This is a genomic window from Streptomyces sp. BI87, from assembly GCF_025957665.1.
Classification (GTDB): Bacteria; Actinomycetota; Actinomycetes; order Streptomycetales; family Streptomycetaceae; genus Streptomyces; species Streptomyces albidoflavus.
In genome coordinates this window covers 4,929,801-4,956,400 of record NZ_CP110079.1, presented here as the reverse complement: position 1 = coordinate 4,956,400, position 26,600 = coordinate 4,929,801, and the positions used below count along the sequence as shown (strand labels likewise).

27 protein-coding genes and 2 pseudogenes are annotated in these 26,600 nt (G+C 72.9%); 23 read left to right on the top strand and 6 right to left on the bottom strand.

The features are described from left to right. Positions 1–226 precede the first annotated feature (226 nt). From OIM89_RS22085 to OIM89_RS22035, 11 genes are read left to right on the top strand one after another with little or no spacing between them, the layout of a single operon-like run. Entirely contained in the window at positions 227–1,423 is a 1,197-nt protein-coding gene (locus tag OIM89_RS22085; RefSeq protein ID WP_264491570.1) for a DUF6421 family protein, read from the top strand. Further along, on the top strand, positions 1,416–2,513 hold the full coding sequence (locus tag OIM89_RS22080; protein ID WP_264491569.1) for a branched-chain amino acid aminotransferase: 1,098 nt from the start codon (positions 1,416–1,418) through the stop codon (positions 2,511–2,513). Before OIM89_RS22085 ends, OIM89_RS22080 begins: the two co-directional genes overlap by 8 nt. Next, the gene (locus OIM89_RS22075; RefSeq protein ID WP_030696301.1) at positions 2,510–3,109 is read left to right on the top strand and encodes a bacilysin biosynthesis protein BacA; all 600 of its coding nucleotides are present in this window, start codon (positions 2,510–2,512) and stop codon (positions 3,107–3,109) included. Before OIM89_RS22080 ends, OIM89_RS22075 begins: the two co-directional genes overlap by 4 nt. After that, the gene (locus OIM89_RS22070; RefSeq protein WP_030696300.1) at positions 3,103–4,356 is read left to right on the top strand and encodes an ATP-grasp domain-containing protein; all 1,254 of its coding nucleotides are present in this window, start codon (positions 3,103–3,105) and stop codon (positions 4,354–4,356) included. Before OIM89_RS22075 ends, OIM89_RS22070 begins: the two co-directional genes overlap by 7 nt. Continuing rightward, a complete protein-coding gene (locus tag OIM89_RS22065; protein WP_030696299.1) occupies positions 4,353–5,432 on the top strand; it encodes an aminotransferase class IV in 1,080 nt (359 codons plus the stop codon). The genes OIM89_RS22070 and OIM89_RS22065 overlap by 4 nt, the downstream gene beginning before the upstream one ends. Positions 5,433–5,446: 14 nt before the next feature. Next, the gene (locus OIM89_RS22060) at positions 5,447–5,761 is read left to right on the top strand and encodes a ferredoxin family protein (protein WP_030696298.1); all 315 of its coding nucleotides are present in this window, start codon (positions 5,447–5,449) and stop codon (positions 5,759–5,761) included. A 23-nt stretch (positions 5,762–5,784) separates the two neighbouring features. After that, positions 5,785–7,320, top strand: coding sequence for a coproporphyrinogen-III oxidase family protein (locus OIM89_RS22055; RefSeq protein ID WP_264491568.1), 1,536 nt, complete (start codon positions 5,785–5,787; stop codon positions 7,318–7,320). Between the two features lie 7 nt (positions 7,321–7,327). Further along, on the top strand, positions 7,328–7,609 hold the full coding sequence (locus tag OIM89_RS22050) for an acyl carrier protein (RefSeq protein ID WP_030696296.1): 282 nt from the start codon (positions 7,328–7,330) through the stop codon (positions 7,607–7,609). Between the two features lie 13 nt (positions 7,610–7,622). Continuing rightward, on the top strand, positions 7,623–8,192 hold the full coding sequence (locus OIM89_RS22045; protein ID WP_047465448.1) for an RBBP9/YdeN family alpha/beta hydrolase: 570 nt from the start codon (positions 7,623–7,625) through the stop codon (positions 8,190–8,192). Further along, entirely contained in the window at positions 8,189–9,775 is a 1,587-nt protein-coding gene (locus OIM89_RS22040; protein ID WP_047465446.1) for an amino acid adenylation domain-containing protein, read from the top strand. Before OIM89_RS22045 ends, OIM89_RS22040 begins: the two co-directional genes overlap by 4 nt. Then, the gene (locus tag OIM89_RS22035; protein ID WP_257203214.1) at positions 9,772–11,154 is read left to right on the top strand and encodes a S8 family serine peptidase; all 1,383 of its coding nucleotides are present in this window, start codon (positions 9,772–9,774) and stop codon (positions 11,152–11,154) included. Before OIM89_RS22040 ends, OIM89_RS22035 begins: the two co-directional genes overlap by 4 nt. A gap of 9 nt (positions 11,155–11,163) precedes the next feature. Here OIM89_RS22035 and OIM89_RS22030 read toward each other — a convergent pair whose 3' ends face one another. Beyond that, a complete protein-coding gene (locus OIM89_RS22030) occupies positions 11,164–12,249 on the bottom strand; it encodes a branched-chain amino acid aminotransferase (protein ID WP_030696292.1) in 1,086 nt (361 codons plus the stop codon). A 92-nt stretch (positions 12,250–12,341) separates the two neighbouring features. On the opposite strand from OIM89_RS22030, the gene OIM89_RS22025 reads away from it, so the two are divergent. Continuing rightward, positions 12,342–12,767, top strand: a complete 426-nt coding sequence (locus OIM89_RS22025) for a holo-ACP synthase (protein ID WP_195731068.1) — start codon at positions 12,342–12,344, stop codon at positions 12,765–12,767. Positions 12,768–12,791: 24 nt separating this feature from the next. Then, positions 12,792–13,337 (top strand): class I SAM-dependent methyltransferase, encoded by a 546-nt coding sequence (locus tag OIM89_RS22020; RefSeq protein WP_264491567.1) that lies wholly within the window; start codon positions 12,792–12,794, stop codon positions 13,335–13,337. 124 nt (positions 13,338–13,461) lie between these two features. Here OIM89_RS22020 and OIM89_RS22015 read toward each other — a convergent pair. Continuing rightward, positions 13,462–13,644 (bottom strand): annotated as a pseudogene (locus tag OIM89_RS22015) (NAD-dependent formate dehydrogenase); the annotation flags it as partial. A 37-nt stretch (positions 13,645–13,681) separates the two neighbouring features. Here OIM89_RS22015 and OIM89_RS22010 point away from each other — a divergent pair. The 8 genes and pseudogenes from OIM89_RS22010 to OIM89_RS21975 form a co-directional block, all read left to right on the top strand. Continuing rightward, positions 13,682–13,822, top strand: a pseudogene (locus tag OIM89_RS22010) (SDR family oxidoreductase); the annotation flags it as partial. 84 nt (positions 13,823–13,906) lie between these two features. Then, a complete protein-coding gene (locus tag OIM89_RS22005; RefSeq protein WP_226965186.1) occupies positions 13,907–15,127 on the top strand; it encodes an MFS transporter in 1,221 nt (406 codons plus the stop codon). Between the two features lie 172 nt (positions 15,128–15,299). After that, positions 15,300–15,602 carry an urease subunit gamma gene (locus OIM89_RS22000; protein WP_030696288.1) on the top strand — a complete coding sequence of 101 codons (303 nt, stop codon included), beginning with the start codon at positions 15,300–15,302 and terminating at the stop codon, positions 15,600–15,602. Next, positions 15,599–16,021, top strand: coding sequence for an urease subunit beta (ureB, locus tag OIM89_RS21995; RefSeq protein ID WP_217466465.1), 423 nt, complete (start codon positions 15,599–15,601; stop codon positions 16,019–16,021). Before OIM89_RS22000 ends, ureB begins: the two co-directional genes overlap by 4 nt. A 1-nt stretch (position 16,022) precedes the next feature. Beyond that, complete coding sequence (locus OIM89_RS21990) at positions 16,023–17,726, top strand: urease subunit alpha (protein ID WP_175458818.1); 1,704 nt, start codon at positions 16,023–16,025, stop codon at positions 17,724–17,726. Further along, positions 17,726–18,391 carry an urease accessory protein UreF gene (locus OIM89_RS21985; protein ID WP_030696285.1) on the top strand — a complete coding sequence of 222 codons (666 nt, stop codon included), beginning with the start codon at positions 17,726–17,728 and terminating at the stop codon, positions 18,389–18,391. Before OIM89_RS21990 ends, OIM89_RS21985 begins: the two co-directional genes overlap by 1 nt. Beyond that, a complete protein-coding gene (ureG, locus tag OIM89_RS21980; protein ID WP_030696284.1) occupies positions 18,384–19,088 on the top strand; it encodes an urease accessory protein UreG in 705 nt (234 codons plus the stop codon). Before OIM89_RS21985 ends, ureG begins: the two co-directional genes overlap by 8 nt. Further along, complete coding sequence (locus tag OIM89_RS21975) at positions 19,085–19,903, top strand: urease accessory protein UreD (protein WP_264491566.1); 819 nt, start codon at positions 19,085–19,087, stop codon at positions 19,901–19,903. Before ureG ends, OIM89_RS21975 begins: the two co-directional genes overlap by 4 nt. On the opposite strand, the gene OIM89_RS21970 is transcribed toward OIM89_RS21975, so the two are convergent. Beyond that, positions 19,837–20,253: a RidA family protein gene (locus OIM89_RS21970; protein WP_030696282.1), complete on the bottom strand. Its 417-nt coding sequence runs from the start codon at positions 20,251–20,253 to the stop codon at positions 19,837–19,839. The two genes, OIM89_RS21975 and OIM89_RS21970, sit on opposite strands and share 67 nt — an antisense overlap. A 43-nt stretch (positions 20,254–20,296) precedes the next feature. Then, entirely contained in the window at positions 20,297–20,647 is a 351-nt protein-coding gene (cutA, locus tag OIM89_RS21965; protein WP_264491565.1) for a divalent-cation tolerance protein CutA, read from the bottom strand. Between the two features lie 310 nt (positions 20,648–20,957). Between cutA and OIM89_RS21960 the strand changes: the two genes are divergently transcribed. Then, on the top strand, positions 20,958–21,593 hold the full coding sequence (locus OIM89_RS21960; RefSeq protein ID WP_030696280.1) for a hypothetical protein: 636 nt from the start codon (positions 20,958–20,960) through the stop codon (positions 21,591–21,593). A gap of 152 nt (positions 21,594–21,745) precedes the next feature. Here the strand turns inward: OIM89_RS21960 and OIM89_RS21955 are convergent, their stop codons facing one another. Both OIM89_RS21955 and ppdK read right to left on the bottom strand, forming a co-directional pair. Continuing rightward, the gene (locus OIM89_RS21955; protein WP_226965189.1) at positions 21,746–22,531 is read right to left on the bottom strand and encodes a sulfite exporter TauE/SafE family protein; all 786 of its coding nucleotides are present in this window, start codon (positions 22,529–22,531) and stop codon (positions 21,746–21,748) included. Positions 22,532–22,799: 268 nt separating this feature from the next. Beyond that, positions 22,800–25,556, bottom strand: a complete 2,757-nt coding sequence (ppdK, locus tag OIM89_RS21950) for a pyruvate, phosphate dikinase (RefSeq protein WP_030696279.1) — start codon at positions 25,554–25,556, stop codon at positions 22,800–22,802. Positions 25,557–26,451: 895 nt separating this feature from the next. Here ppdK and OIM89_RS21945 point away from each other — a divergent pair. Beyond that, entirely contained in the window at positions 26,452–26,592 is a 141-nt protein-coding gene (locus OIM89_RS21945) for a hypothetical protein (RefSeq protein ID WP_264491564.1), read from the top strand. Positions 26,593–26,600: the final 8 nt, after the last annotated feature.

Below are 26,600 nucleotides of genomic sequence, written 5' to 3'. Positions count from 1 at the left end.
ACCGGGATCGCCGCTTTGGCCGCCGCGTGGGGAGTGACGGGACCTACCAACATGCGAACGGCCCTTGCCTGCAAGGGAGTCGGGGGCTAGCTTCCTGGATCGAACGGTTCGGACGAAGCGTCGGTCAGACGCGTTTCCCTGGGGGGATCGTCCGACCGCCACTGAACCGGGGGGTGCTGTGGGTCCGCGTACCGTCGCCACACTTCTGGAGTTCGAGCGAAACGTCGTGCCCGCGGTCGACTCCCTGCGGGAGCTGCGCGAGAGGCGCCGGGAGAGCGCCGGGCAGGCGGACGGCGGCGTGCCGGACGCCCTGGACGAGGAGATACGTTCCGCCGTCGACGCCGTCCGCACCGCCGTCGCGGGGCTGCGGGGCCTGATGCCGGAGGCGCAGATCGCGGCCACCTGCGAGGAGTTACGGGTCTGGCGGGAGGCGGGGTGCGAGGGCGTGCCGCACTTCGACGCCACCCGGGACGCGGTGCCCGCGCCCGAGGACGGCGAGGCCGCCGCGTTCGTGGGGCCGGTGACCCTGCCCAACAGCAATCGGCACGACGTCCACATCGAGGCGTTCTCGGTGATCCGCGAGGACCCGGCGAGCACCCCCCGGCTCCAGGCGGGCTACCCGCACCCCAAAGCGGTCTTCCAGTCCACCCGGCTGCTGTCCGCCTCCCGCGGCCTGCGGGAGGGCAACTGCGTGGTCTTCTTCCCGGAGAACATCCCGGCCGCCACCCGGTGCACGGACCAGCACTTCGCCTGGTTCTTCTTCAACCGGCACACCGACATCTACGCGGAGACGCTGGCGATCACGGAGCGGCTGTGCGGGCCCGGTTCCCCCTTCGCCGGTGAGCGGGGGCTCGTCTCGGCGGACGTGGACGCGGAGGACACGTACCAGGCGCGCTGCGTCTGGGGGTACCTGCACGACTACTTCCACCACACCGGCCCGCGCCCCCTCGACCAGCACCTGGCCATCAAGACGACTTGGCGGCCCGGGCTCCTGGAGGAGCTCAAGGTGGACATGAAGTCGGCGATCGCCTGCTTCGAGGAGGACGTACCGTACGGGCCCGTCGTGTTCGAGTACATCATCCTGGAACGCCTCTTCCGCTACCCGGCGCAGCCCGAACCACTGCGCAACTTCGACGCCGGCACCGGCTTCGCGCTGGGCACCTGGCTTGCCGCGCAGGGGCTGTTCACCCAGGACGAGCAGGGGCGCCGCGCCCTCGGGCCGAAGGCCGGGATCGTGGAGTCGGTACGCGAACTCGTGGGCCTGATCGAGGAGATCGAGCGCGACGAGGACGACGCGGCGTACAAGGCGGGGGCCGTGGAGTTCCTCTTCGGGACGCTGCTCCGCCGCCCCGAGGCCAGACCCGACCGGTACGGCGGGCCCCTGGCGCCGCTCGGCCTGTGGGGCTCCGAGGTCCATGTCTGAGCCACCCGGCGCCCCCGAGCGCGAAGCGGTCCTCCGGGACCCCGGATTCTGCCGCCACTCCACCGGACACACCGCCGTCGTCGACTGGGACGCCGCGACGGGCTGGTCGCACCCGCGCGTCGAGCCCTGGTCCGACCTGGCGATGGACCCGGCCACGCTCGGACTCCACTACGGGCAGGCGGTGTTCGAGGGGCTGAAGGCGTTCAGGGCCGGGGACGGCTCGGTGCACCTGTTCCGCGCCGAGGACCACGGGCGCCGGCTGGCCCGGTCCGCCGCCCGGCTCGCCATGGCCGAGATGCCTCCCGAGCTGTTCGTCCGGGCGTGCGCGCAGCTGGTCGCGGCCGACGAGGCGTGGGTGCCGGGCGGTTACGGGCAGAGCCTCTACCTGCGGCCGCTCCTCATCGCCACCGAACCGGAGCTCGGGCTGCGGCCCTCCCGGCGCTACCGGTGCGTGATCCTCGCCTACCCGGCGGACCCCTGCTTCGGCGCCGGCTTCCGGCCGCTGGCGGTGACCACCGCCACCGAGACGGTACGCGCGGTGCGCGGCGGCACCGGCGAGGCCAAGTGCGCCGGCAACTACGCCGCCGGCCTGCTCACCCGTACCGAGGCGCAGGCCGCCGGGTACGACGAGGTGCTGTGGCTCGACGGGCTCGAACGGAGCCGGATCGAGGAACTCAGCACCATGAACCTCTTCCTCGTCCGGCGCGACGGAGACAGGCCACGGCTCACGACCCCGCCGTGCGACGGGACCATCGTCCGCGGCCTGACCCGCGACTCGCTGCTGACCCTGGCGGCCGACCGGGGCATCGCGGCCGCCGAGGAGCACACCACGATCGACGCCGTCCGGGACGGCCTGCGCTCCGGCCGGCTGACCGAGGTGTTCGCCTGCGGCACCGCCGGTGTGGTGGTCCCGGTGGGCCGGCTCGCCATCGACGGCGAGGACCTGGTGGTGGGCGACGGAGAAGAGGGACCGATGACCGCAGCACTGCGCAGCAGCCTGCTGGACGTCCAGCACAGACGTACGCCCGACTCGCACGGCTGGCTGCGGACCGTCGTACGGGCCGACGAGAACGGGGGACGACGCGCATGAACAACCACCACGCCACCTCGGAGGGCGGCCGGGAGACCGCCCTGTCGAGAGTCACTGTCATCCACACCCTGGGCCCTTCGGGCACCAACCTGGAGAAGGCCGCCCACCACTGGCTCGCCGCGCGGGGAACCGCCGGCAAGGTGGTGCTCCACGCCGAGGTGGAGGACAGTCTCGGCGCGATGGCCTTCGACGGCACCGAGGCCGTCCTCGCCTGCGCGGTCTACCCCCGGCTCCACGACCTCGTCTTCCAGAACCTGCACCGCCTGGAGATGGCCGACAGCTTCATCCTCGACACCCACGACATGGTGCTGGCCGGTCGCCCCGACCATGCCGCCCTCGCCACCATCGTCAGCCACCCGGCCCCCAGCAGCCTCGTCGCACAGCGCGGCGAGATCACGCTGACCAGCAGCAACTCGCGTGCCGCGGCGCTGTGCGCGGCCGGGCGGTACGACGCCTGCGTGACCACGGGACCGGCCGCGGCGGCCAGTGGGCTGCGGCTGATCGAGAACTTCGGCCCGGTGCCGATGATTTTCACCCTGCACGTCGGCCGGACCCTCGGCGAAGCCGGCGGCGCGCAGGGCGGGTGCCCGTGCTGATCGTCGTCCAGCCCTTGTCGGCCGGGGTCCGGCTCACCGCCCGGATGGTGGCCGCCGGCGTTCCCTGCCTCGTTCCCACGCAGTTTCCCGGGCTGCTGCCGCCCGAGGTGCACGCCGGTGCGACCGTCGTCGACTGGCATCCCGACGCGGGAGTGGCCGGACTGCTCCGCCTGGTCGAGAAGGCCGCCGCGGAGACCGGCACCGCCCCCACCGGGGTGGTCGCCGGCTTCGAGTACGCGGTGCCGGAGGCCGCCGGACTGGCCCGGGCCCTCGGGCTGCCCGCGCTCGGTGCCCGGGCGGCCGAGGCGGTGCGGCAGAAGGACGTCATGCGGCGGCGGTGCGCGGAGCGCGGGATCGCCCGACCGCGTTCGGTCACGGTCGGCCCCCGGACGACGGGGCCCTGCCCGCTCCCCTTCCCGGTCGTGGTCAAGCCGGTCGACTGCGGCGGCAGCCTGATGGTGAGCCTCTGCCGCGACGAGGACGAGTACGCGCGGGCCCGCGCGCTCGTCCACGACCCCGGCGAGGACGTGAAGTTCCACCCGAATCCGCGGCGGACCGCCCTGGTCGAGGAGTACCTGGAGGGCCCCGAGTTCTCCCTCGACGGCTGGGTGGACGCCGACGGCCCGCACCTGGCGAGCGTCACCACCAAGTTCCTCTCCGCCCCGCCGGACTTCTTCGAGATGGGCCACATCGCCACCGCGCCGCGGTGCTCGCCGCACGGTGAACTCCTGGAGCGGTTCGCGCGCCAGGTCGTGGCCGCCTTCGACCTCACGGTGGGCCCGTTCCACATCGAGACCCGGATCGTCCGTGACCGGGGGCCCGTCCTGATCGAGGTCGGGGCCCGGCTCGCCGGCGACAACATCCCCGAGCTGGTGCTCGCCGGGCCCGGCGTGGACCTGTGCGCCGCCACGGCGGACGCCGCACGCGCTCTGGCCCACGACCCCGGCCCGCTGTCGCCCGTCAGCGCCGGGCTCGCGTTCGTCACCGCCGACCGGCCCGGCGCGTTCTCCGGAACGCTCCCCGGCGTCGACGCCTTCACGGGGGCGGCCGAGTTCCGCGCCCTCCTGCCGGAGGCGGAGCCGGGGGCGCTGCTCGACCCGGGCGACATCTTCGCCAACCGGGTCGCCCGTATCCACTTCGAGGGCGACCTCGACCGGGTCGAGTGCCTCGTCGCCTCGGTCCTCGCAGACGTGAAGGCCGGCGTCGACGGCGTCGGCCACCAGGACAAGGAAGGTGCCCGCGCATGAGCAACGAACTGACCGTCACCCCCACGACCGCCCCGCGCCCGCGGCCGGAGGCGGGCGGGGCGGACGGAGCCGTTCTCACCGACCACGCCTTCTTCATGCGGACCGGCAAGCGCCGCAGCTGGCAGCGGTTGACGGTGGCCGACCGGGACGGCATCCCGGCGCTGCGGCACACGGCCGGGGCCCTGCTCGCCGGGCAGACGGTCGTCGACGAGTTCGCCGCGTACCGGCTCGCGGACGGCACGGTCGCCGTGTTCCGTCCCGACAGCCACATCAAGCGGCTGAACAACGGGGCCCGCCGGCTCGCGCTGCCCCAGGTCGACTTCGACCGGGTGTGGAGCTCGGTACGGGCGATGATCGAGCTGGACGAGGGCTGGCTGCCGCAGAGGGCGGGGGCTTCGCTGCGGCTGCGCGCGGTGCTCGCCGCCGACGGCACGGAGCTGACTCCCGGGCCGGCGGACCACTGCCTCTTCTACGTACTCGGCTCGGTTCCGGCCGCCGCGGCCAAGAAGCCGCTGAAGGCCATGACGCTGGACGGGTACGTGCGGGCCTGGCCCGGCGGCACCGGTGACCTGAGGACCGGGGGCGGTCTCGCGGTGGGCGTGGTGCCCGCCGAGATCGCCCGCAACTACGGCAACGACCACGTGCTGTGGCTCGACGGCGAGGGCCGGCACGTTCAGCAGATCGGCGAGCTGAACGCGTTCTTCGTGATCGACGGCGTCCTGACCACGCCCGCGCTCGACCGCACCGTGCTGCCCGGGATCACCCGCGACTCGGTCGTGAAGCTGGCCCGGGACGCGGGGACGGCCGTGGCCGAGCGGCCGGTGGAACTCGCCGAGGTCCTGAAGGGCATCGCGGACGGCTCCGTCACGGAGTGCTTCGCCACCGGCACGGCCGACGGGGTGGCGCCGGTGGTCTCCCTCGGCCACCAGGGCGAGGAGTACCGGTTCGCCTCGGCGGAGGCCGGCCCGGTCACCGCGCGCTTCCGGGAGCTGCTGGACGGCATCCACCGGGGCGAGTCCGTCGACCGGTTCGGCTGGATGCGCCGGATCACCGAAGTGGCACCCGTCCACGTCTGAGGGAGGAGAGAACCATGGCGTACGTCGTCACCGACGAGTGCGTGGGCTGCAAGTACACGGACTGTGTGGACGTCTGCCCCGTGAGCTGTTTCCACGAGGGTCCCGAGATGCTCTACATCAACCCCGAGGAATGCATCGACTGCAACGCGTGCGTGGCCGAGTGCCCGCCCGAGGCGATCTGGGCGGACGTCGACCTGCCCGAGGACAAGTTCCAGTGGATCGAGATCAACGGCGAGATGAGCAACACCTACCCGGTCATCTCCGAGAGCCGGGGCACCAAGGGCGAGCCCACCGCGGCCCCCGCCGAGCCCTCCAGCCAGCCTTCCTGACCCCGAGAGCGGGAGCCTAGGTCATGACGACCCACGTCGAGAACCCCTTCATGCTGGGCCTCGACTCGAACTTCTATCTGAAGGACGAGTTCGAGAGCCCCGAGAAGCGCACCAACGTCACCTGGTTCTACCCGAAGATCTGCGCCTTCCAGGACGCCCTCGACTCCGAGGAGAGGAAGGCGGAGTACTTCTCCTTCCTGAACCGCCAGTCCCACCCGGAGCAGACCGACATCCTGCTCTACTTCCACATCCCGTTCTGCGAGGCGTTCTGCAACTTCTGCGCCTGCTTCAAGGAGTCGGCGGCGAAGTACCAGGGCGAGCGGCAGAAGCGCTTCGTCCAGGCGATGGTCAAGGAGATCCAGCGCAACGCCCGCTCGAAGTACTTCCAGGGCACCAAGGTCAAGTACGTCCAGTTCGGCGGCGGCACGCCCTCCGCCCTGGAGCAGGAGTCGATGGCCACCATCCTGGAGGCCGTGCACCGCGAGTTCGACCTGAGCGAGGTCGACGGCATCTCCCTGGAAGGCAGCCCGCTCGGGCTCTCCAAGGACGGCTACATCGAGATGCTGAAGTCCCTCGGCATCACCCGCATCTCCTTCGGGGTGCAGACCCTCGACGAGGACATCCGCCGCAAGCTCACCATCAAGGCCAGCGTCGAGCAGGTCCACCAGACCGCCGAGAACATCCGCAAGGCCGGCATCCGCACCTTCGCCCTGGACCTCATGTACAACCTGCCGGGGCAGGACGACGAGGTCCTGGCCCGGGACCTGCAGGGCATCTGTGCGGAGCTGCGCCCCAGCTTCGTGCAGACGTACCGCTTCAACCAGTGGGAAGGCACCCGCCTGGACCAGCAGATCCGGGCCGGCAAGGTCGCCGAGGTGAAGCCCTCGGGCGCCATCGAGCGGCAGCAGTACCGGCAGATCAAGGAGGGTCTGGCCGGGTACGGCTACGACAAGCAGCTGCTGATCAACTTCTTCACCCACCTGGACGACGCGGGCGAGATCGGCCTCAACCACGCCTGCGGCGGCAACGGCTACCGCGCCAGCTACACCCTCGGCATCGGGCCGGCCGCCGAGAACTACATGGGAGAGCGCAGCTACCGCAACCACACCGATGTCGACCGGTGGATGCGTGAGGTCGAGGAAGGCATCATCCCGATCGAGCAGGGCCGGATCTGCTCCGAGGACGAGGTCGAGAACCGGGTCATGGTCTTCTTCCCGGTCTTCGGCACCGTCCGCAAGGCCGACGTCGCCAACTTCGAGAAGTACCGCCGCGAGGTGGACTGGCTGGTGGCGGGTGAGTACGCGATCGAGACGGACGAGGAGCTGACCCTCACGGAGGCCGGCCGGGAGAACGCCGGCAACATCGCCTTCCTCTTCTACTCGGACGAGGAGAAGGCCCGCGCCCGGCGCACGATGTACCTCTCCCTGAAGAACAAGCGCAACCCCTTCCACCAGGACGCGCAGAACATCCCGCGCACCCCGCTCTTCCTCCAGACCCGCCCGAAGCCGGCGGAGGAGACCGCCAAGGAGAACGACGCAGCGAAGACCGAGGGGAGCTGAGCCACCGGTGGAGAACCGCAAGACCCAGCAGGAGATCGAGGACGACCTCCGCGGGGTGATCGCCGAGATATTCCCCGGGCAGCTGGTCGAACTCGACTCCAGCACCCCGCTGTTCAACGGCGGCCTGTCGCTCAACTCGACCCAGATGATCGAACTCACCCTGGCCTTCGAGACGTTCTACGACATCGAGCTCGAACCCGAGCTGCTGACGACGGAGAACTTCGCGACCCTGGGCTCCCTCGCCACGCTCCTGGAGGAACTCCTCGAAGACGAGGTGTCCCCTGTCTGAGATCCGTTCGGACGTGCGCGTGGTGCTGATCCACGGCAACGCCGGAGCGAGCGTCGAGGGCATCTGGTTCCCGTACCTCAAGCGGGAACTGGAGGCCCTCGGCGCCGAGGTGGTGGCCAAGACCTTCCCCGACCCCCTCAAGGGCCGGATGCGGTACTGGCTGCCCTTCCTCACCGACGTCATCCGCCCGGACGAACGGACGGTCGTCGTCGGCCACTCGTCCGGCGCGCTGGCCGCCTTCCGGTACGCCGAGAAGGCACCGCTTCTCGGCACCTTCGCCGTCGCCGGCCACCACCACGACTGCGGGTTCGAACTGGAACGGCGCAGCGGCTTCTTCGACACCCCGTGGGACTGGGACGCCATCCGCGCCAACCAGTCCTTCATCGAGCAGTTCCACTCGGAGGACGACCCCTGGGTGCCCTTCGAGGTCGCCGAGGAGCTGCACGAGCTGACCGGGAGCACCTTCCACGCCATGCGCGGCATGGGCCACTTCGGTTCGTACGACCAGCGGATGGACACCTTCCCGGAGCTGCTGGAGGCGATCCGCCGCCGGCTCGCCGGGCCTCGCCTGGAGGAACGATGACCCTCATGCTCGCCGACGAGCTGCTGGAACGCCGGAGGGAGAGCACGGCCACCGCCGTCGTGGACCTGGAGACCGGCGAGCGGGTCTCGTACCGGACCCTCGCCCGGCGCGTCGAGGCGCTGACCGGCCTGCTGGCCGGGCTCGGCGTGGGCCGGGGCGGGACGGTCGCCATGGTGATGGACAAGTCCGCCGCCTCGGTGGCCGTGATGTGGGCCACGCTGCGGCTCGGCGCGCGCTACGTGCCGCTGGACGAGTCGCTGCCGGCCGCCCGGATCGCGCTGCTCCTGGAGAGGTGCGCACCCACGGCCACCCTGGTCCACCCCGCCCACCTACGGCTTCTCGACGGCGCGCCGGCCGGGAAGGTGGTCACGGTCGGCGCCGACCCGGTGGACGCGGGGATCGGCTGGGACCCCTCGGCCGAGGCCGTGCCCCGGCCGGCCGAGGTGACCGGCCGCGGTCCCGAGGACCACGCGTACGTCGTCTTCACCTCCGGCTCGACCGGTTCGCCCAAAGGCGTCGTGATCAGCCACCGGTCGATGTGCGCGCTGCTCACAGGGGTGCAGCGGACCGTCGGCTTCGAGGACGGCATGCGCTTCCTCAACGTGGCGCCACTCTTCTTCGACGCCTCCGTCGTGGACCTCTGGTCGACGTTCCTGGTCGGCGGGACGGTCCACCTGCTGCCCCGGCTGCGGTTGGCCACCCAGGTCACCCGCGCGATCGAGGAGTGGCGGATCACCGACACGCTGCTGGTGCCCTCCGTGATCCGGATGCTGGTCGGCCGGTTCAGCGACGCCGGGCGGCGCGACCTCGGCTCGCTGCGCCGGCTCTGGTTCGGCGGCGAGTCGTGCCCGGTCTCGGTCCTGGAGGCGTTCTCCGCCCTCGTCCCCGGGCTGCGGTACGTGCACGGATACGGGCCGACCGAGACCACGCACAGCGCCACGCTCTTCCTCACCGACGCGCCGGGCGAGGACGGCGAGGAGTTCCTGCCCATCGGCCATCCGCTGCCGGCCGTCGATCTCCTCGTCGTGGACGAGGCGGTGCGGCCGGTGGAGGACGGCGTCCCCGGCGAACTCCTCATCGGCGGGGCGCAGGTGATGGCGGGCTACTGCGGCGAGCCGGAGCGCACCGCCCGCGCGGTGGTCGAGCTTCCTCCCGGCTCGGGACGGCGGTACTACCGCTCGGGGGACTACGTGCGGCGGCGGCCGAAGGACGGGGCGCTGGTCTTCCTGGGACGCCGCGACGACGCGTGGAAGATCAACGGCAACCTCGTCCACCTCTCCGAGGTGGAGGCCGCGACGCTGGCGGTGGCCGGGGTGACGGACTGCTGCGCGGTCCCGGTGGAGCACCCGCTGGCCGGCCGGGCGATCACGCTCTTCGTCCTCGGCGCGCGGGAGGGCGGGCCGGGCCCGCGCGAAGAGGAACTGCGCCAGGCGCTCGCCCTGCGGCTGCCCGCGTACATGCTGCCGGCCCGGATCGTGTTCCTGACCGACGGTGACGTCAGCCTGACGCCGTCCGGGAAACTCGACCGCGCCCGGCTGCGGGAGGCCGCCGACGCGGCCGGGACCGGGGCGGGGCCCCGGTGAGCGGGGCGGAGGCTGCCCGCTTCGAGCGGTGCGGCGTGGTCACGGTCGTGCCCCGCCCGGCCCACGGTCCGGCGCTCGGTGACGACCCCGCGCTGCTCCTGCGGCGCGGGGCCGAGGAGTTCCTTCCGGCCCCGGGCAGCGTGGACCGGCTGGCCGGCGCGTACGCCCGCGAGGGCCTGGCCGTCGAGGCCCGCACCGAGGTGGGTCTCACCGTCTCCGGCGCCCCCGAGCTGCTCGCGCAGGTCTTCGGCCACCCGGTGCGGCCGGTGCGGAACAGATACATCCGGGAGACCGTCCGGCACGAGTTCGCCGCCTCCGGCCCGCTCCGCTCCCGGCTCCACCCCGGACTGGTCGCGGAGGTACGGGTGCCCCGGGCGGGTTTCGAGCTGGTGGCCGGGGCGGCGCCCACGCCCCGGGCCGCTCCGCCGCTGGCCCGCGACGCCCGCCGGCTCAGGCTGCCCGAGGACGCGGTGCGCCTCGCCGGCGCCGGCCGGGCGCACGCGGCCGGGGTGCGGGGCGACGGGGTCCGGGTGGTGATGGTCGACACCGGCCTGTACGACCACCCGCACCATCGCGCCCACGGCTACCGCACCTCGGTCGTCCCCGCGCTGTCCGCCCTCGATCCCGCCGTGGACGAGCGCGGCCACGGCACCGCGATGTCCGCGCTGCTGCTCGCGGTCGCCCCCGCGGCCGAGCTGACCATGGTCAAGATGGCCTGCGAGACCTTCTCCTTCCCGGTGGCCGCCTTCCAGCGGGCGGTGGAACTGGCGCCGGACGTCATCTCGTGCAGCTGGGGCACCTTGCGCGCCGAACCTCACCTCCATCTGGAGGTCGCCGACGCGGTGCGGCGCGGGATCACGGTCCTGTTCGCCGCCGGCAACGGCTCCACGGACCGGCGTACCGCCATGTTCCAGTCGGTGGCGACCCCGGGCGCGCTGACCGTCGGCGGGGTCCATGTGGCACCGGACGGTCGCAGGCGCGCCGCCGACCTGGCATCCAGCTACCGCTCGGACCTCTTCCCGGGCCGCCGCGTCCCCGACCTGTCCGGGCCCTGCGGCATGCTGCCCCACGGTGACTACGTGGAGTTCCCGACCCAGCCGGGATGCATGTTCGACCGCCGTAACAGCGCGTACGACGGCACCGCCCCCGACGACGGCTGGCTGGTCTCCAGCGGGACGTCCGGGGCGACGGCCTACGCGGCCGGGGTGGTGGCGCTCGCCGTGCAGCAGGGCATCGGCAAGGGCCGGGCGCTGACCGCGGCGGACCTGGCGGACGCCTGCCTGCCGGTGACGGAGGGACGGACGCTGACCGGCGACGACTGCGGCGGGGTCTGTCCGAACGAGGCGGTGGGCCTCGGCCTGCTCACCACCCCGGTCTGACCCTCCCGCTCAGACCAGGCGCCGCATCCACCCGTACGGGTCCTCGGCGCGCCCGAACTGGAGGTCCACCAGGCGTCGGCGGAGCCTCATGGTGACCGAGTCCTCGGCGGCGGTGTCCGGGGCGGTCACCTCTCCGCCCTCCCAGACGAGGCGACCGACGGGGGTGACGACGGCGCCGGTGCCGCAGGCGAACACCTCGCGGATCTCACCGGTCCGGGCGCCCTCCTGCCACTCCCCGATGTCGACCCGGCGCTCCTCGATGTCGAGGCCGAGGTCCTTGGCGAGGGTGATGACGGAGGCGCGGGTCACGCCCTCCAGGATGGTGCCCAGCTCCGGGGTGACGAGCCGGCCGTCGCGGGTGACGAAGTACAGGTTCATACCGCCGAGTTCCTCGACGTACCGCCCTTCGGTGGCGTCCAGGAAGCAGACCTGGTCGCAGCCGTGCTCCGCCGCCTCCCGCATCGGCGCGAGACTGGCCGCGTAGTTGCCGCCGCACTTGGCGGCGCCGGTGCCGCCCCGCCCGGCCCGGGTGTACCGGTCGGAAAGCCAGATGGAGACGGGCTGCACGCCGCCGGAGAAGTAGGGGCCGACCGGCGAGGCGATGACCATGTACGTCACCTCGGCCGCGGGCCGCACCCCGAGGAACGCCTCGGAGGCAAACATGAACGGCCGCAGGTACAGGCTCTGTTCGCCCTCGCCGGGCACCCAGTCGCGGTCCGCGCGCACCAGCTGGGTGACGGATTCCAGGAAGACGTCGGCGGGCAGCTCGGGCAGGGCCAGACGGCGGGCGGAGCGGGCGAAGCGTTCGGCGTTGGCCTCGGGCCGGAAGGTCCACACCGAGCCGTCCGGGTGGCGGTACGCCTTCATGCCCTCGAAGATCTCCTGCGCGTAGTGCAGGACGGCGGCGGCCGGGTGCAGGGGGACGGGGGCGAGCGGCACGATGGCCGCGTCGCCCCAGCCGTCGTCCTCCGTCCACACGACGCGCGCCATGTGATCGGTGAAGTACTGCCCGAACTTCGGGTCCTGGAGGATCTCGGCGCGGCGGGCGCGACTCACCGGGCTGGGATGTGCCTCGATCGTGAACCGCACACTCATAGCGGGGGCTTCTCGCTCTCTCGTGCATTCTGGGCCGGCGGCAGGCACCCTAGCCTGAGGGCAGTCGGGCAGCAAGGAGACGGGAACGCGCGGTGAGGGCCCAGACGGTGTGGTCGCAAAGCCTGGTCGGCAGGCCGGTCCTGTGCGTGGGGACGGACCTGGTGGACGTGGCCGACATGCGCGCCACCCTGATCCGGCAACCACGCTTCCGCACCAAGGCGTTCACCGAGGCGGAGCGGGCCTACTGCGAGATCTGCGACGACTCCGCGGAGCGGTACGCGGTCCGGTTCGCGGCGAAGGAAGCGGTCCTGAAAGCCCTGGGCACCGGCCTCTCCGGCGCGGCCCTCACCGAGATCGAGGTCCGGCGGGCCCCGGAGGGCAAGCCCTCCCTGCTGCTGACGGGCCGCGCGGCGGCACTCGCCCAGGCGGCGGGCGTCCACTCCTGGCTGATCAGCCTCACCCACACGGCGACCCGGGCGCACGCCCTCGTGGCGGGGGTCGGCGCCGAGCGCCCCTGACACGGCCTGTGCCACAGTTCCCCCATGGTGTGGAACGGCGACGCGTATCAGGCCCGGTTCGACGAGATCGCCGCCGGGGGCGGGGACGTGCACGGAGAGGCGGAGCTGGTGCGGTCGCTCGGGCCGGGCAGTGTGCTCGACGCCGGGTGCGGGACGGGGCGGGTGGCGGTGGAGCTGGCGCGGCACGGGGTCGAGGTGGTGGGGGTGGATCTCGACGCGTCGATGCTGGCGACCGCGCGGCGCCTCGCGCCCGGGCTCGTGTGGCACCGGAGCGATCTGGCCGGGCTCGATCTCGGGCGGTCCTTCGACGTGGTGGTGATGGCGGGCAACGTGCCGCTGTTCACCGCGCCCGGGACCGAGGCCGCGCTGGTCGCCGGGGTGGCCCGGCACGCGCGGCCGGGGGGCGGACGGCTGGTGGCGGGGTTCTCGCTGGACCGGGGGTACACCCTGGAGGCGTACGACGCGCACGCCGCGGCGGCGGGGCTGGTCCTTGAGGCGCGGTACGCCACCTGGGACCGGGAGCCGTACGACGGCGGGGCGTACGCGGTGTCGGTGCACCGGCGGGAGTGAGCGCGACAGCGGGCGGACAGTCGTCGGTGGCGCTTGTCGCGGAAAAGCGCCACCGGTGGTTCGGACCGCACGGCCGGAATTCACCGGGCCGATCTCCCCGTGCCGGTTGTCCGGGTGCGGTTCGGTTCTTTTCTTCCGCCTTCTCACCGGCCGTGCACGAGGCGGCTCCCGTTCCGGCGAGGCGGCCGCCGTCGACGATGAGGTGTTCCTCGCGGATCGGCGCACCCTTCAGCCAGTCCTCCAGGATCTCGCGCGTCCCGGCCGCGTAGCGGGCCTGGGCGGTGAGGGTGATGCCGGAGATGTGGGGGGGGTGGTGAACGCCGCCGGGCGCAGGACGAGGAGACCTGGCGCGGCTGGCGGCGCAGCCGCCGCTGGAACGCCTGGGCACCCCCGAGGACATCGCCGAGGTGGTCGCTCTCCTCGCCTCCCCGGCCGGGCACTGGGTCAACGGCCAGGTGGTGCGCGCCAACGGTGGCATCGTCTGACCGCTCCGGCCGGCCCGGCCCGGTCCATCGCGAACCGAGCCGAGGAATGTACGTTCGTACACTCCCGGTTATAGGCTCCCGCGCATGACTGTCGACGTAGCGACCCGGCCCCCCGTGGCCGTCCGGCGGGCGCGGGTGGCCGTCGCCGTGCTCTTCTTCACCAACGGCGCGCTCTTCGCCAATCTCCTGCCGCGGTATCCGCAGATCAAGGAGGCCCTCGGCATCGGGAACGCGGGGTACGGGCTGGCCGTGGCCGCGTTCCCGGCGGGGGCGGTCGCGGCGGGGCTCGCGGCCGGGGTGGTCATCCGGCGGCTGGGGTCGGCGCGGGCGGCGGCGGCCGGGACGCTGCTGACGGCCGTGGGGATCGTCGCCGCCGGATTCTCCGGCACGGTCGGCCTGTTCGCCACCGCGCTCTTCCTCGCCGGGGCGATGGACGCCATCACCGACGTGGCGCAGAACGCCCACGGGTTGCGGGTGCAGCGGAGGTACGGGCGCTCGGTCATCAACTCCTTCCACGCCGTCTGGTCCATCGGCGCCGTCACCGGCGGGGCCATGGCCGCCGGAGCCCTCGCGCTCGGCCTGCCGCCGGGGCAGCACCTGGCCGTCTCCGGCACGGTGTGCACCGCCGCCGCCTTCGGCGCCCTGCGGTTCTGCCTGCCGGGCCCGGACACCGACTCCCCCCTCGATGCGGTGGCCGACGCGCCCGCCGAAGGGCGGGGGAAGACGGTCGTCCCGGGCCGCCGTACGGCCTGGGTACTGGCCGCGCTGGTCCTCATCGCGACCGCGGGCACGCTGGTCGAGGACGCCGGCAGTTCCTGGGCGGCGCTCTACCTCTCGGGACCGCTGCACGCCTCGGTGGCGCTGGCCGCCTTCGGCTTCATCGCCCTGGTCGGGGCCCAGTTCGTCGGCCGCATCCTCGGGGACCGGCTGGTCGACCGGTTCGGCCAGCGCGCGGTGGCCCGCGCCGGAGGGCTCGTCACGGCGGCGGGGATGGGCCTCGCCCTGGCCTTCCCGACCGTGCCGGGGACGATCCTCGGCTTCGCGGCGGCCGGGTTCGGCGTGGCCACGCTGGTCCCGGCGGCGATGCACGAGGCCGACGAACTGCCGGGGCTCAAGCCCGGAACGGGTCTCGCCCTGGTCTCCTGGCTGATGCGTCTCGGTTTCCTGCTCTCCCCGCCCCTGGTCGGCCTGGTCGCCGACGCGGCGAGCCTGCGGGCGGGGCTGCTGGTGGTGCCCTTCGCGGGGGTGCTGGTGCTGCTGCTGGCGGGGGTGCTGCAAGGGCGGCGGGGCCGGCCGGGCAGCTGACTTTGGTGCAAAGTTTGCCTGATTTGCCCGTATATAGGGGTAGCTAACCCCAGAAAGGGACTTTTTGCGGTGCGACGGAAGTTGCCAGCACGCTCTTCGGGGGCTTATAAGAGGACCGTGGCCGGGGCGAATCCGGGAATTCCGGGGAGTGCCGCCGCCACGGAGGTTTCCCATGTTTCTCACTCCGTCCGACACGGAGAAACTGCTGCTGAGCGTCGCCGGAATGGTGGCACGCGACCGGCGTGAACGCGGCGTTCTCCTCAATTACCCCGAGGCGGTCGCACTGCTCTCCTGCTGGGCCGTGGAACGGGCCAGGGAAGGCGCCTCGGTCAGCGAGCTGATGACGACGGGCCGTTCCGTCCTCACCCGCGCTGACGTGCTGGAAGGCGTCCCGGAGATGCTGCACGACGTCCAGGTCGAGGCGACCTTCCCGGACGGGCGCAAGCTCGTCACGATCACCTCGCCGATCCCGTGATCCCCGGCGAGACCCGGACCGGGCCCGGCGAACTGATACTCAACGCGACTCTTTCCACGATGCTGATTTCCGTGGTGAACGACGGCGACCGCCCTATTCAGGTCGGCTCGCACCTGCATTTCCCCGACGCGAATGCAGCGCTTTCCTTCGACCGTTCCGCGGCCGAGGGATTCCGCCTCGACATTCCTTCCGGCACCTCGCTGCGCTTCGAGCCGGGAGTCGGTGTCGACGTCCCCCTGGTGGCGCTCGGCGGCCGGCGGCACGTCCCCGGCATCCTCGTGCGCGCCGCCCGGCCGGAACCTCCCGCGCCCGGCACCGGCGCGGCCGGGCCCACCGCCCTCCTGACGCCCGGGGCACCCGCCGTGGCCCCGACGGTGCTGGCCCCGTCCACCCGCCCCCTGCCGACGGAGGGAACCTGACATGGCCCGGCTGACCCGTGCCGCCTACGCGGCGCTCTACGGACCCACCACCGGAGACCGCGTCCGCCTCGCCGACACCGATCTGTGGATCGAGGTCGAGGAGGACCGCTGCTTCGGCGGCGACGAGGCCGTCTTCGGTGGCGGCAAGTCCCTGCGCGAGTCGATGGCCCAGGCCACCACCTCGCGCGCCGACGGCGCCCTCGACCTGGTCGTCACCAACGCCCTCGTCCTCGACCACTGGGGCGTCGTCAAGGCCGACGTCGGTGTCCGCGCCGGGCGGATCGTCGCGCTGGGCCGCGCGGGCAACCCGGACATCAGCGACGGGGTCCACCCGGAGCTGGTGATCGGCCCCGGCACCGACGTCGTCTCCGGCGAAGGACGCATCCTCACGGCCGGGGCCGTCGACACCCACGTCCACTTCCTGATGCCGCAGACCCTGCACGAGGCGCTCGCCACCGGCACCACCACCGTGATCGGCGGCGGCACCGGCGCCACCGAGGCGTCCAAGGCGACCACCGTGACCCCGGGGCCGTGGAACCTGGCGATGATGCACCGCTCGCTGGACGCCCTGCCGCTCAACGTCATGCTCTTCGGCAAGGGCTCCACCGTCTGCGAACAGGCGCTGGCCGAGGCCGCGCTCGGCGGCGCCGGCGGCTACAAGGTCCACGAGGACTGGGGCGCCACCCCGGCCGCCATCGACGCCGCCCTGCGCGCCGCCGACACGTACGGCCTCCAGGTCGCGCTCCATGCCGACAGTCTCAACGAGACCGGCTACGTGGAAGGGACCCTCGACGCCATCGCCGGGCGGGGCATCCACGTCTTCCACGCCGAGGGGGCGGGCGGCGGACACGCACCCGACATCATCACCGTCGCCGCCCAGCCGCACATCCTGCCCGCCTCCACCAATCCGACGCTGCCGCACACCGTCAACACCGTCGCCGAACACCTCGACATGCTGATGGTCTGCCACCACCTCAACCCGCGCGTCCCCGAGGACCTCGCCTTCGCCGAGTCGCGCATCCGCGCCACCACCATCGCCGCCGAGGACGTCCTCCACGACCTCGGCGCCCTCTCCATCACCTCCTCCGACGCCCAGGCGATGGGCCGGATCGGCGAGGTCGTCTGCCGCACCTGGCAGGTCGCCCACACGATGAAGCAGCGCTTCGGCGGCCTCGGCGGCTCGCTGCCCGCCGACAACGAACGGGCCCGCCGCTACGTCGCCAAGTACACGATCTGCCCGGCCGTCGCGCACGGCATCGACCACGTGGTGGGCTCGGTGGAACCCGGCAAACTCGCGGACCTGGTCCTGTGGGACCCGGCCTTCTTCGGCATCCGCCCCGCCGCGGTCCTCAAGGGCGGCATGGTGGTGTACGCGCCGCTCGGCGACGCCAACGCCGCCATCCCCACCACCCAGCCGGTACTGCTGCGCCCCACCGCGGCCGCCGGAGCCGGGGCCCACCTGTCGGTGAGCTTCGTCGCCCCGGCCGCCCTGGACGACGGGCTCGCCGAACGCCTCGGCCTCGCCCGGGAGTTGGTGCCGGTCCGGCCGACCCGGCACCTCACCAAGGCGGACCTGCCGAACAACACCGCGCTCCCGTCGATCGACGTCGACCCGGAGACCTTCGCCATCAGCATCGACGGAGAGCCCGTCGTACCGGCTCCCGCCACCACCCTGCCGCTGGCACAGCGGTACAGCCTCTTCTGATGGGTGCCCTCGCCGCCCTGCTGCTCGGCGACGGGCGCCTGCCGGTCGGTGGCCACACCTACAGCGCCGGGCTCGAACCCGCCGTCGCCGCCGGGCTGACCCGCGACCGCGTCCCGGCGCTGCTGCGGGCCCGGCTGCGCACCACGGCGGCCACCGAGGCGGCCGGCGCCGTCCTCGCGCTGCGCGCGGCGCACCGGACGCCGGTGGCGTACGAGCCCGTGCAGCGGGCGCTGGCCGCGCGGATGCCGGCGGCGCCGCAGCGCGAGGTCTCGGCCACCCTCGGCCGGGGCGTACACCGGCTGGCTCGGCGGCTGGCCCCGGACCACCCGGCGGTCACCGCCCTGGCGGGGCTGGGCTCCCGCCCGCTTCGCCCGGTGGCCTTCGGCGCGCTCGGCGCGGTGATGGGGGTGACGGCGGCCGAACTGGCCCACGCGGTGGTCCACGACGAGCTCCAGACCGTCGCGGCCGCCGCGCTCAAACTCCTGCCCGGCGACCCGCTCGACTCGGTCGCCTGGCTCCTCGCCGCCCGGCCCGACGCCGAGGCGGCGGTGGAACTGGCCCTCGCCGTCCGGACCCCGGACGGCCTGCCCGCCCGCGCGGCCCCGCTCACCGAACAGTGGGCGCTGGACCACGCACGACGAGAACGGAGACTCTTCCTTGCCTGACCACGAGAACCGTCCGCACACCCACCACACCGGCCGGCCGCGCGCGCTGCGGCTGGGGGTCGCCGGCCCCGTCGGCACCGGGAAGAGCTCCATCCTGGCGGCGCTCTGCCGGGCGCTGGCCTCCGAGCTGTCGATGGCCGTCGTCACCAACGACATCTACACCGACGAGGACGCCCGCTTCCTGCGCTCCGCCGGGGTCCTGCCGACCGAGCGCATCCGCGCCGTGGAGACGGGCGCCTGCCCGCACACCGCGATCCGCGACGACGTCACCGCCAACCTCGACGCGGTCGAGGACCTGGAGGAGGCGTACGGGCCGCTCGACCTGGTCCTGGTGGAGAGCGGCGGCGACAACCTCACCGCGACCTTCAGCCCGGCCCTCGCCGACGCCCAGCTCTTCTGCATCGACGTCGCGGGCGGCGGGGACGTGGCCCGCAAGGGCGGCCCCGGCATCACCGGCGCCGACCTGCTGATCGTCAACAAGACGGATCTGGCCCCGCACGTCGAGGTCGACGTGGCCGCCATGGTCGCCGACGCCGAGGCGGCCCGCGACGGGCTCCCGGTCCTGGCCCTCTCCCGCAAGGACCCGGCCTCGGTCGCCGAACTCGCCGACTGGGTACGGGCTCTGCTGGTACGCCACCGCGCGGGCGTCCATGTGCCCACCGACCCGGGCCCCATGGCTCCGCACCGTCACGCATGACGGGGCCCGACCCGACCGGCGAGGAGACCCGCCCCACCCTGGTCAAAGCGGTGTGCGACGCGGCCGGGCGGCAGGTGGCCGCCGAGCTGAGCCCCGGCGCGTTCCTGGCACCCCGGCCGCTGTGCTCCCCGCCCGACCGGGTCCGCGTCGCCCTGGTCTCGACCCGGGCGGGGCTGCTGGCCGGGGACACCCTGGACCTGCGGATCACGGTCGGCCCGGGCGCGCGGCTGGAGCTGGTGGAGCCCTCCGGCCTGGTCGCCTACGACCATCGGGGCGGGGCCTCCCGGTGGCGGGCCCGGGTGGAGATCGCCGAGGGCGGTGAACTCCTCTGGTCAGGAGCCCCGTTCGTGATCTCCTCGGGTGCCAGGGTGGAGCGCGTGACGGAGGTGGAGGTGGCGGCGGGCGGGCGCATGCTCTGGCGGGACCTGCTGGTCCTGGGCCGTTCCGGGGAACGTGGTGGGGCGGTACGGGCGCTGACCAGGGCCCGGCACGAGGGCGCTGAACTCCTCGTGGAGGACCTCGACCTGCTCGACCCGGAGCTGCGCGAACTGCCCGGCGTGCTCGGCCCCCACCGGGTGATCGGCTCGGTCACCTCGCTGGGCGTCCGGCCGCCCGGACCGGCCCATCCCTCCCGGATGGAGCTGGCGGGGCCAGGGGCGCAGGTCAGACTGCTCGACCGGGTGGCTCCGCCGGTCGAGGCGGGGCTGAGGGCCGTCTGGGAGAGCTGGGCGGCCACGGAGTGCCGCCCTCAGCCCCCGTCCGGCAGCGCCGCCGTCAGGTCGAGCTCCACGAGCTGCCCCGCGAAGCCCAGTTGAGCGACGCCCAGGAGGGTCGCGGCACCGGTGAGGGCGGGAGCCAGGGCGGAGTCCATGAGCCGCGTCCAGGTGGCCGAGAGGTCGGCCCGCTCGTCGCTGCGTACGTAGACCACCGCGCGGACGACGTCGTGGGGGCCGGCGCCGGCGGCGGCCAGGGCGGTGAGGGCGTTGGCGACCACCTGGTCGGTCTGGGTGGAGAGGGAGCCGGGGCCGACGAGGTTGCCCTCGTGGTCGAGGGGGCACTGTCCGGCCAGGTGGGCGGTGCGGCCCGCCTCGGCCACGGTGACGTGGTGGTAGCCGGGGGTCGGGTGCAGGGCGTCGGGGTTGAGGCGGGTCAGGCGTGGCGTCATGCGGGGAGTCTGGCGTGCGGGCGGGGCGGCCCGCACGGGGTTATCACCCGGCGTCAGGGGCCGTCTCCTCGGCGATCCAGCGGAGGTAGGCGGGGCTGCCGGTGACGGGGGTGGCGAGGATCTCCGGGGTGTCGTAGTCGTGGTGGCGCAGCAGCCACTCCTCCAGGGCCGGGTAGCGCCGCTCGGCGGTCTTGAGATGGAGCTGCCATTCACGGGCGTTCTCGACCGCGCCCTGCCAGCGGTAGACCGAGGTCACGGGGCCGACGATCTGTACGCAGGCGGCGAGACGGGCTGCTACGGCTCCGGCGGCCAGGGTCTCGGCCCGGTCGGGGGTGTCGACGGTCGTGACGACGACGAGCGCGGACGGGGGCGTGGGCTCCTCGGGGGCGGTCATCTCGATTCCCTTTCCTCGGGCTGAGTGTCGCGCTCACGGTACGTCGGGCGAGGGGCGGGCGAGGGGGTTGGGCCGGTCGGGGGTGCGGGTCACCCGTTCACCGGCGGGTCGGGGGAAGGTGCCGCCGGTCGCGGGTACACCTGCTGTGACCTGCGCCGACGCGGCCGACGCGGCGTCAGCCGGGTGGGCGGGCGCGGGGCTGTGACGAGGTGTCCGACAGGCGGTGCGCGGCGGTGCGGCTTTACCTCGGTAGCGGGGACGCGCCCCGGCGGCACCCGCGTGCCGCTGTCGTCTGTGGCTAAGGAGCACCATGCGTACTGCCCGTCTGCTGACCGGTACGGTCCGAGCGGCCGCCGCCCTCGGTGCCGGTCTCGCCCTGTCCGCCGCCCCGGCCGCGTACGCCGACGCGGGGGGCGGCGGGCGGGCGGCCGTCGAGCCCCGCCAGGTGGCGCCCGGCGCCGCGGTCACCCTGATGACCGGCGCGTGCCAGGAGGAGGGCCAGGGCGGCGGGACCGTCACGGGCGACGCGGGCGCGGTCGGCGCGGGGCGGTTCAGCCTGGCGCCGGACGCGGAGGGCGAGGAGGCGCGGGGCACCTTCCGGGTGCCGCGCTCGGCGGTCCCGGGGACGTACGAGATCGTGGCGCGCTGCCCGCAGGGGGAGGTGGTGGCGGCCGATCTGGTGGTGACGCTCACCTCGTTGGGCGAGGAGGACGCCGGGGAGCGGGAGGAGTTGCTGCCGGGCGAGCGGTCCGAGGGGCGCTCGGGGCCCGGGGGCGAACCGGCGGACGCCGCGGGCGAGAAGGTGACCCAGGGTTCCGTGGCGGGCGTCGACTCGGCGCTGGGCACCGACCCGGTGCAGGTCACGGCCGGGGTGGCGGCGCTGGGGCTGGCCGCCGTCGGCGGCACCTGGCTGCTGCACCGCCACACGCGCGGCGGCGGGCTCTGACCGGGCCCGCCCGGCGTCCGGTCCGCGCGGCCGGGGCGGCGGGGCTGTCGCGGCGCAGGGCGGTCAGCCTGGCGGTCGGCGCCGGGAGCTGGTTCTTCTTCTGCCTCGGGCTGTGGCTGCTGGCGCGCGGGATCAGGTGACGGGCACTGCGGTCAGGCGATCCACTGTTCGTACGCCATGTTGGCGACGAGGGCGAGGACGACGACCAGCAGGACGATCCGGACGAAGCCGCTGCCGCGCTTGAGGGCGGTGCGGGCGCCGAGGGTGGCGCCGGCGAGGTTGAAGACGGCCATCACCACGGCGAGCTGCCAGAACACGGTGCCCTGCCAGGCGAACATGGCGAGCGCCCCGGCGTTGGTGCAGCAGTTGACGATCTTCGCGGTGGCGGAGGCGGTGACCAGGTTCAGGTGGAGGACGGCGGTCAGCGCCAGCACCAGGAAGGTGCCGGTGCCGGGGCCGATCAGCCCGTCGTAGAAGCCGATGCCGAGGCCGACGAGGCCGATCGCGGCGAGGGTGCGGCGCCGCGAGACCGGGCCCGGCGGGGGCGCGGTGGTGCCGAAGGCGGGCTTGAGGATGACGAAGGCGGCGACGGCGAGCAGCACCACCATGATCACCGGCTTGAGCACCTCGGTGCTCATCCCCGCCGCGAAGAAGGCGCCGCCGGTGGAGCCGGCCAGCGCGGCCAGCCCGATCCGGACGGCGGTGCGGACGTCCACGGGGGCGCGGCGGGCGTAGGTGACGGCGGCCCCGGTGGTGCCGACGATGGCGACGGCCTTGTTGGTGCCGAGGGCGAAGGCGGCGGGGGTGTTGGCGGGGAGCCCCAGGAGCAGCGCGGGCAGCAGGAGCAGCCCGCCGCCGCCGACCACGGCGTCGATCCAGCCGGCGGCCAGCGCGGCCACGCAGAGCAGGATGATGCTGGTCAGGGCTATGTCAGGCATGGGCATGACCCTATCCGGGAGGCGCGCGCGGCCCGTCGGGAGCCCATGGGCCGAGACGGCGTACGCCCCCTGCCGGTCCGGAACACCACAGCGCCCCTGGGGCCCGCCCTCGTGAAGCGGGACCCAGGGGCTCTGTCACCGGACCGGGCCCGGCGCTCCCCCGCACAAGGGTGACGCCGGGTCCGGGCCAGGGTGGAACCGGAACCTTCCGCGGTGCACGCCGGTGAGGGTCAGGGGCTGGCGTGCGGGCGGCTCCGGAGGTCGCGGGTCAGCGGCTGTCGCTGCCCTTCGAGGCGGCCGAGGCACGGCCGGCCTCCAGCCGGGCGACCGGGATGCGGAACGGCGAGCAGGAGACGTAGTCGAGTCCGACCTCGTGGAAGAAGTGAACCGACTCCGGGTCGCCGCCGTGCTCACCGCAGACGCCGAGCTTGAGGTCGGGGCGGGTGGCCCGGCCGGCCTCGACGGCGTCGCGGACGAGCTTGCCGACGCCGTCCTTGTCGATGGTCTCGAAGGGCGAGACCCCGAAGATGCCCTTCTCCAGGTAGGCGGTGAAGAAGCTGGCCTCCACGTCGTCCCGGGAGAAGCCCCACACGGTCTGGGTGAGGTCGTTGGTGCCGAAGGAGAAGAACTCGGCGGCCTCGGCGATCTGGCCGGCGGTCAGCGCGGCGCGGGGCAGCTCGATCATGGTGCCGAGCGCCAGCTTCAGGTCGACGCCGGTCTCCCTCTGCACCTCGGCGAGGACCTGCTCGGCGTCGTCGCGGACCAGCTCCAGCTCCTGGACGGTGCCGACCAGCGGGATCATGATCTCGGCGCGCGGGTCGCCGTTGGCCTTCTTCCGCTCGGCGGCGGCCTCGGCGATGGCGCGGACCTGCATGGTGAACAGGCCGGGGATGACCAGGCCGAGACGGACGCCGCGCAGGCCGAGCATCGGGTTCTGCTCGTGCAGGCGGTGGACGGCCTGGAGCAGCCGCAGGTCGTTCTCGTTGGCGTCCTGGCGGGACTCGGCGAGGGCCACGCGGACCGACAGCTCGGTGATGTCGGGCAGGAACTCGTGGAGCGGCGGGTCGAGGAGGCGGACGGTGACGGGCAGGCCGTCCATCGCCTCGAACAGCTCGACGAAGTCCTTCCTCTGGAGCGGCAGCAGCTGCTCCAGCGCGGTCTCCCGCTCGGCGTCGGTGTCGGCGAGGATCAGCTTCTCGACCATCTCGCGGCGCTCGCCGAGGAACATGTGCTCGGTACGGCACAGGCCGATGCCCTGGGCGCCGAAGCGGCGGGCGCGCAGGGCGTCCTCGGCGTTGTCGGCGTTGGCGCGCACCCGCAGGCGGCGGACGCGGTCGGCGTAGGCCATGATCCGGTGGACGGCGGCGACGAGTTCGTCGGCGTCGTCGGCGCCGGCGTGCATGCGGCCCTCGAAGTACTCGACCACGGGCGAGGGCACGACGGGCACCTCACCGAGGTACACCTTGCCGCTGGAGCCGTCGATGGAGACGACATCGCCCTCCTCGACGACGAGGCCGCCCGGCGCGGTCATCCGGCGCTGCTTGGTGTCGACCTCCAGGTCCTCGGCGCCGCAGACACAGGTCTTGCCCATGCCGCGGGCGACGACGGCGGCGTGCGAGGTCTTGCCGCCGCGCGAGGTGAGGATGCCCTCGGCGGCGATCATGCCGTCCAGGTCGTCCGGGTTGGTCTCCCGGCGGATCAGGATGACCTTCTCGCCGGAACGCGACCACTTGATGGCGGTGTACGAGTCGAAGACGGCCTTGCCGACGGCGGCGCCGGGCGAGGCGGCGATGCCCCGGCCGATGGTCTCGACGGAGGTGGTCTCGTCGAAGCGGGGGAACATCAGCTGGGCCAGCTGTGCGCCGTTGACCCGCTGGAGCGCCTCGGCCTCGTCGATGAGGCCCTGGTCGACGAGCTGGGTGGCGATGCGGAAGGCGGCACCGGCGGTGCGCTTGCCGACGCGGGTCTGGAGCATCCAGAGCTGGCCGCGCTCGATGGTGAACTCGATGTCGCAGAGATCCTTGTAGTGGGTCTCCAGCGTCTCCATGATCTCCATGAGCTGGTCGTACGACTTCTTGTCGATCGACTCCAGCTCGGCGAGCGGCACGGTGTTGCGGATGCCGGCGACGACGTCCTCGCCCTGGGCGTTCTGGAGGTAGTCGCCGTAGACGCCCTGGTGGCCGCTGGCGGGGTCGCGGGTGAAGGCGACGCCGGTGCCGGAGTCGGGGCCGAGGTTGCCGAAGACCATGGAGCAGATGTTGACCGCGGTGCCCAGGTCGTGCGGGATGCGCTCCTGGCGGCGGTAGAGCTTGGCGCGGTCGCCGTTCCACGACTCGAAGACGGCCTTTATGGCCAGGTCCATCTGCTCGCGCGGGTCCTGCGGGAAGTCGCGCCCGGCCTCGGCCTTGACGATCTTCTTGAACTTGGTGACGAGCTTCTTCAGCTCGGCCGCGTCCAGGTCGGTGTCGACCGTGACCTTCTTGGCCTTCTTCGCCGCGTCCAGGGCCTCTTCGAAGAGGTCGCCGTCGACGTCGAGGACGGTCTTGCCGAACATCTGGATGAGGCGCCGGTACGAGTCCCAGGCGAAGCGCTCGTCGCCGGACTGCGCGGCGAGGCCCTTCACGGACTTGTCGGAGAGGCCGATGTTGAGGACGGTGTCCATCATGCCCGGCATCGAGAACTTGGCGCCGGAGCGCACCGAGACCAGCAGCGGGTCGTCGGCCTGGCCGAGCTTCTTGCCCATGGTCCGCTCCAGGGCGTCGAGGTGCGCACTCACCTCGTCGCGGAGCTCCTTGGGCTCGTCACCGCTGTCGAGGTACGTCTTGCACGCCTCGGTGGTGATGGTGAAGCCCGGAGGGACGGGCAGACCCAGGTTGGTCATCTCGGCGAGGTTGGCCCCCTTGCCGCCGAGGAGGTCCTTGAGGTCGCGGTTGCCCTCGGTGAAGTCGTAGACGAACTTCTGCGCGTGCGCCTGCTCGGCACCGGCGTTCGCTACGGCGGGTTCTGTGTTCTTCGATTCCGACACGGGATTCGACTCCTCGCGGACTGGCTGCCCTGACGGCGAGGAACATACCCAGATCGAAGGCTCCTCGGTACGTCCACTTGCGCGTCATGGGGCTGCCGCCACCCGTCTGCCAGCAGATCGAAAGTGATCGCAAGGGAGTGCGGATCAAGAATCCGCGTTCAAGAGTCGAACGGATGAAGGCGGAACGTGAGACTCCGTGTGCGGTTCGGTCACGCTCGGCAACATTGACGTTCGGCTCAAAAATGATCGAGCATTGGCACCCAGTGCCACCCTTTGACAAGTGCAGGCCCGCCATTCGCGCTCATCTGAGCAGAGGCGCGATCAGGGGTGGCGAGAATCACGCCCTCCCCCGGGGGTTCCGGCCACCATGTGGACCGCTTCCGTACGCCAGGCGAACAGCTCGCACCGCATAACGGCACTCTCGGCACGGGGTGCCGTGCGTACGACCGTGCGGGGGCGCGGGTTTGCGCCAATCCGGGTGCGGAGGCCGGGCGCGCTCGTATGAGCGCGGGCTGACAGGGTCCGGCCGGGTGTTCCGCCGGCAGGACCTCGGCGGCCTTCTCGCCGACGAGGTGGGCGGCGGAGGCGATGAACAGGCTCGGGATGCCGGGGAAGACCGAGGCGTCCACGACCCGCAGTCCGGGCACGCCCAGCCCCGGGGCGGCCGAGCGGTACGGGCAGTCGTCCGGTCCCCGCCCGCCTCCAGCACGAGCACCCGGTGTCCGACGAGGGCCAGGCCGGCGGCGAGCGGGTCTCCGCCCGCTCCGGAGCCGACGACGAAGTCGTACTCCTGCCAGGTCCGGGGGGGACGGCTGAGACATGCGGGACCTCCTCGTCGTCCCCTTATCGGGTACCTGCCGGGGCCCTCGTCGCGGACCGGCTGACGCGGCAGGGCGTGACGATCCTCGACAGCGACATCACCGGCCAGACCCACCAGGACCGGAAGCTGCTCACCGGGGGCGGCTCGCCGGCCACCAACGCCCTCGGCCTGCTGGCGGCCGACGCACTGGTCGAGGCCGCGGCGGCGGGCGACTGAGCCCGGCC

Excerpts from the sequence above, each read along its gene's own strand:
- OIM89_RS22080 (WP_264491569.1), top strand. The coding sequence starts at position 1,416 with ATGTCTGAGCCACCCGGCGCCCCCGAGCGCGAAGCGGTCCTCCGGGAC.
- OIM89_RS22075 (WP_030696301.1), top strand. The coding sequence starts at position 2,510 with ATGAACAACCACCACGCCACCTCGGAGGGCGGCCGGGAGACCGCCCTG.
- OIM89_RS22065 (WP_030696299.1), top strand. The coding sequence starts at position 4,353 with ATGAGCAACGAACTGACCGTCACCCCCACGACCGCCCCGCGCCCGCGG.
- OIM89_RS22060 (WP_030696298.1), top strand. The coding sequence starts at position 5,447 with ATGGCGTACGTCGTCACCGACGAGTGCGTGGGCTGCAAGTACACGGAC.
- OIM89_RS22055 (WP_264491568.1), top strand. The coding sequence starts at position 5,785 with ATGACGACCCACGTCGAGAACCCCTTCATGCTGGGCCTCGACTCGAAC.
- OIM89_RS22040 (WP_047465446.1), top strand. The coding sequence starts at position 8,189 with ATGACCCTCATGCTCGCCGACGAGCTGCTGGAACGCCGGAGGGAGAGC.
- OIM89_RS22030 (WP_030696292.1), bottom strand. The coding sequence starts at position 12,249 with ATGAGTGTGCGGTTCACGATCGAGGCACATCCCAGCCCGGTGAGTCGC.
- OIM89_RS22020 (WP_264491567.1), top strand. The coding sequence starts at position 12,792 with ATGGTGTGGAACGGCGACGCGTATCAGGCCCGGTTCGACGAGATCGCC.
- OIM89_RS22005 (WP_226965186.1), top strand. The coding sequence starts at position 13,907 with ATGACTGTCGACGTAGCGACCCGGCCCCCCGTGGCCGTCCGGCGGGCG.
- OIM89_RS22000 (WP_030696288.1), top strand. The coding sequence starts at position 15,300 with ATGTTTCTCACTCCGTCCGACACGGAGAAACTGCTGCTGAGCGTCGCC.
- OIM89_RS21990 (WP_175458818.1), top strand. The coding sequence starts at position 16,023 with ATGGCCCGGCTGACCCGTGCCGCCTACGCGGCGCTCTACGGACCCACC.
- OIM89_RS21985 (WP_030696285.1), top strand. The coding sequence starts at position 17,726 with ATGGGTGCCCTCGCCGCCCTGCTGCTCGGCGACGGGCGCCTGCCGGTC.
- OIM89_RS21975 (WP_264491566.1), top strand. The coding sequence starts at position 19,085 with ATGACGGGGCCCGACCCGACCGGCGAGGAGACCCGCCCCACCCTGGTC.
- OIM89_RS21970 (WP_030696282.1), bottom strand. The coding sequence starts at position 20,253 with ATGACGCCACGCCTGACCCGCCTCAACCCCGACGCCCTGCACCCGACC.
- cutA (WP_264491565.1), bottom strand. The coding sequence starts at position 20,647 with ATGACCGCCCCCGAGGAGCCCACGCCCCCGTCCGCGCTCGTCGTCGTC.
- OIM89_RS21960 (WP_030696280.1), top strand. The coding sequence starts at position 20,958 with ATGCGTACTGCCCGTCTGCTGACCGGTACGGTCCGAGCGGCCGCCGCC.
- OIM89_RS21955 (WP_226965189.1), bottom strand. The coding sequence starts at position 22,531 with ATGCCTGACATAGCCCTGACCAGCATCATCCTGCTCTGCGTGGCCGCG.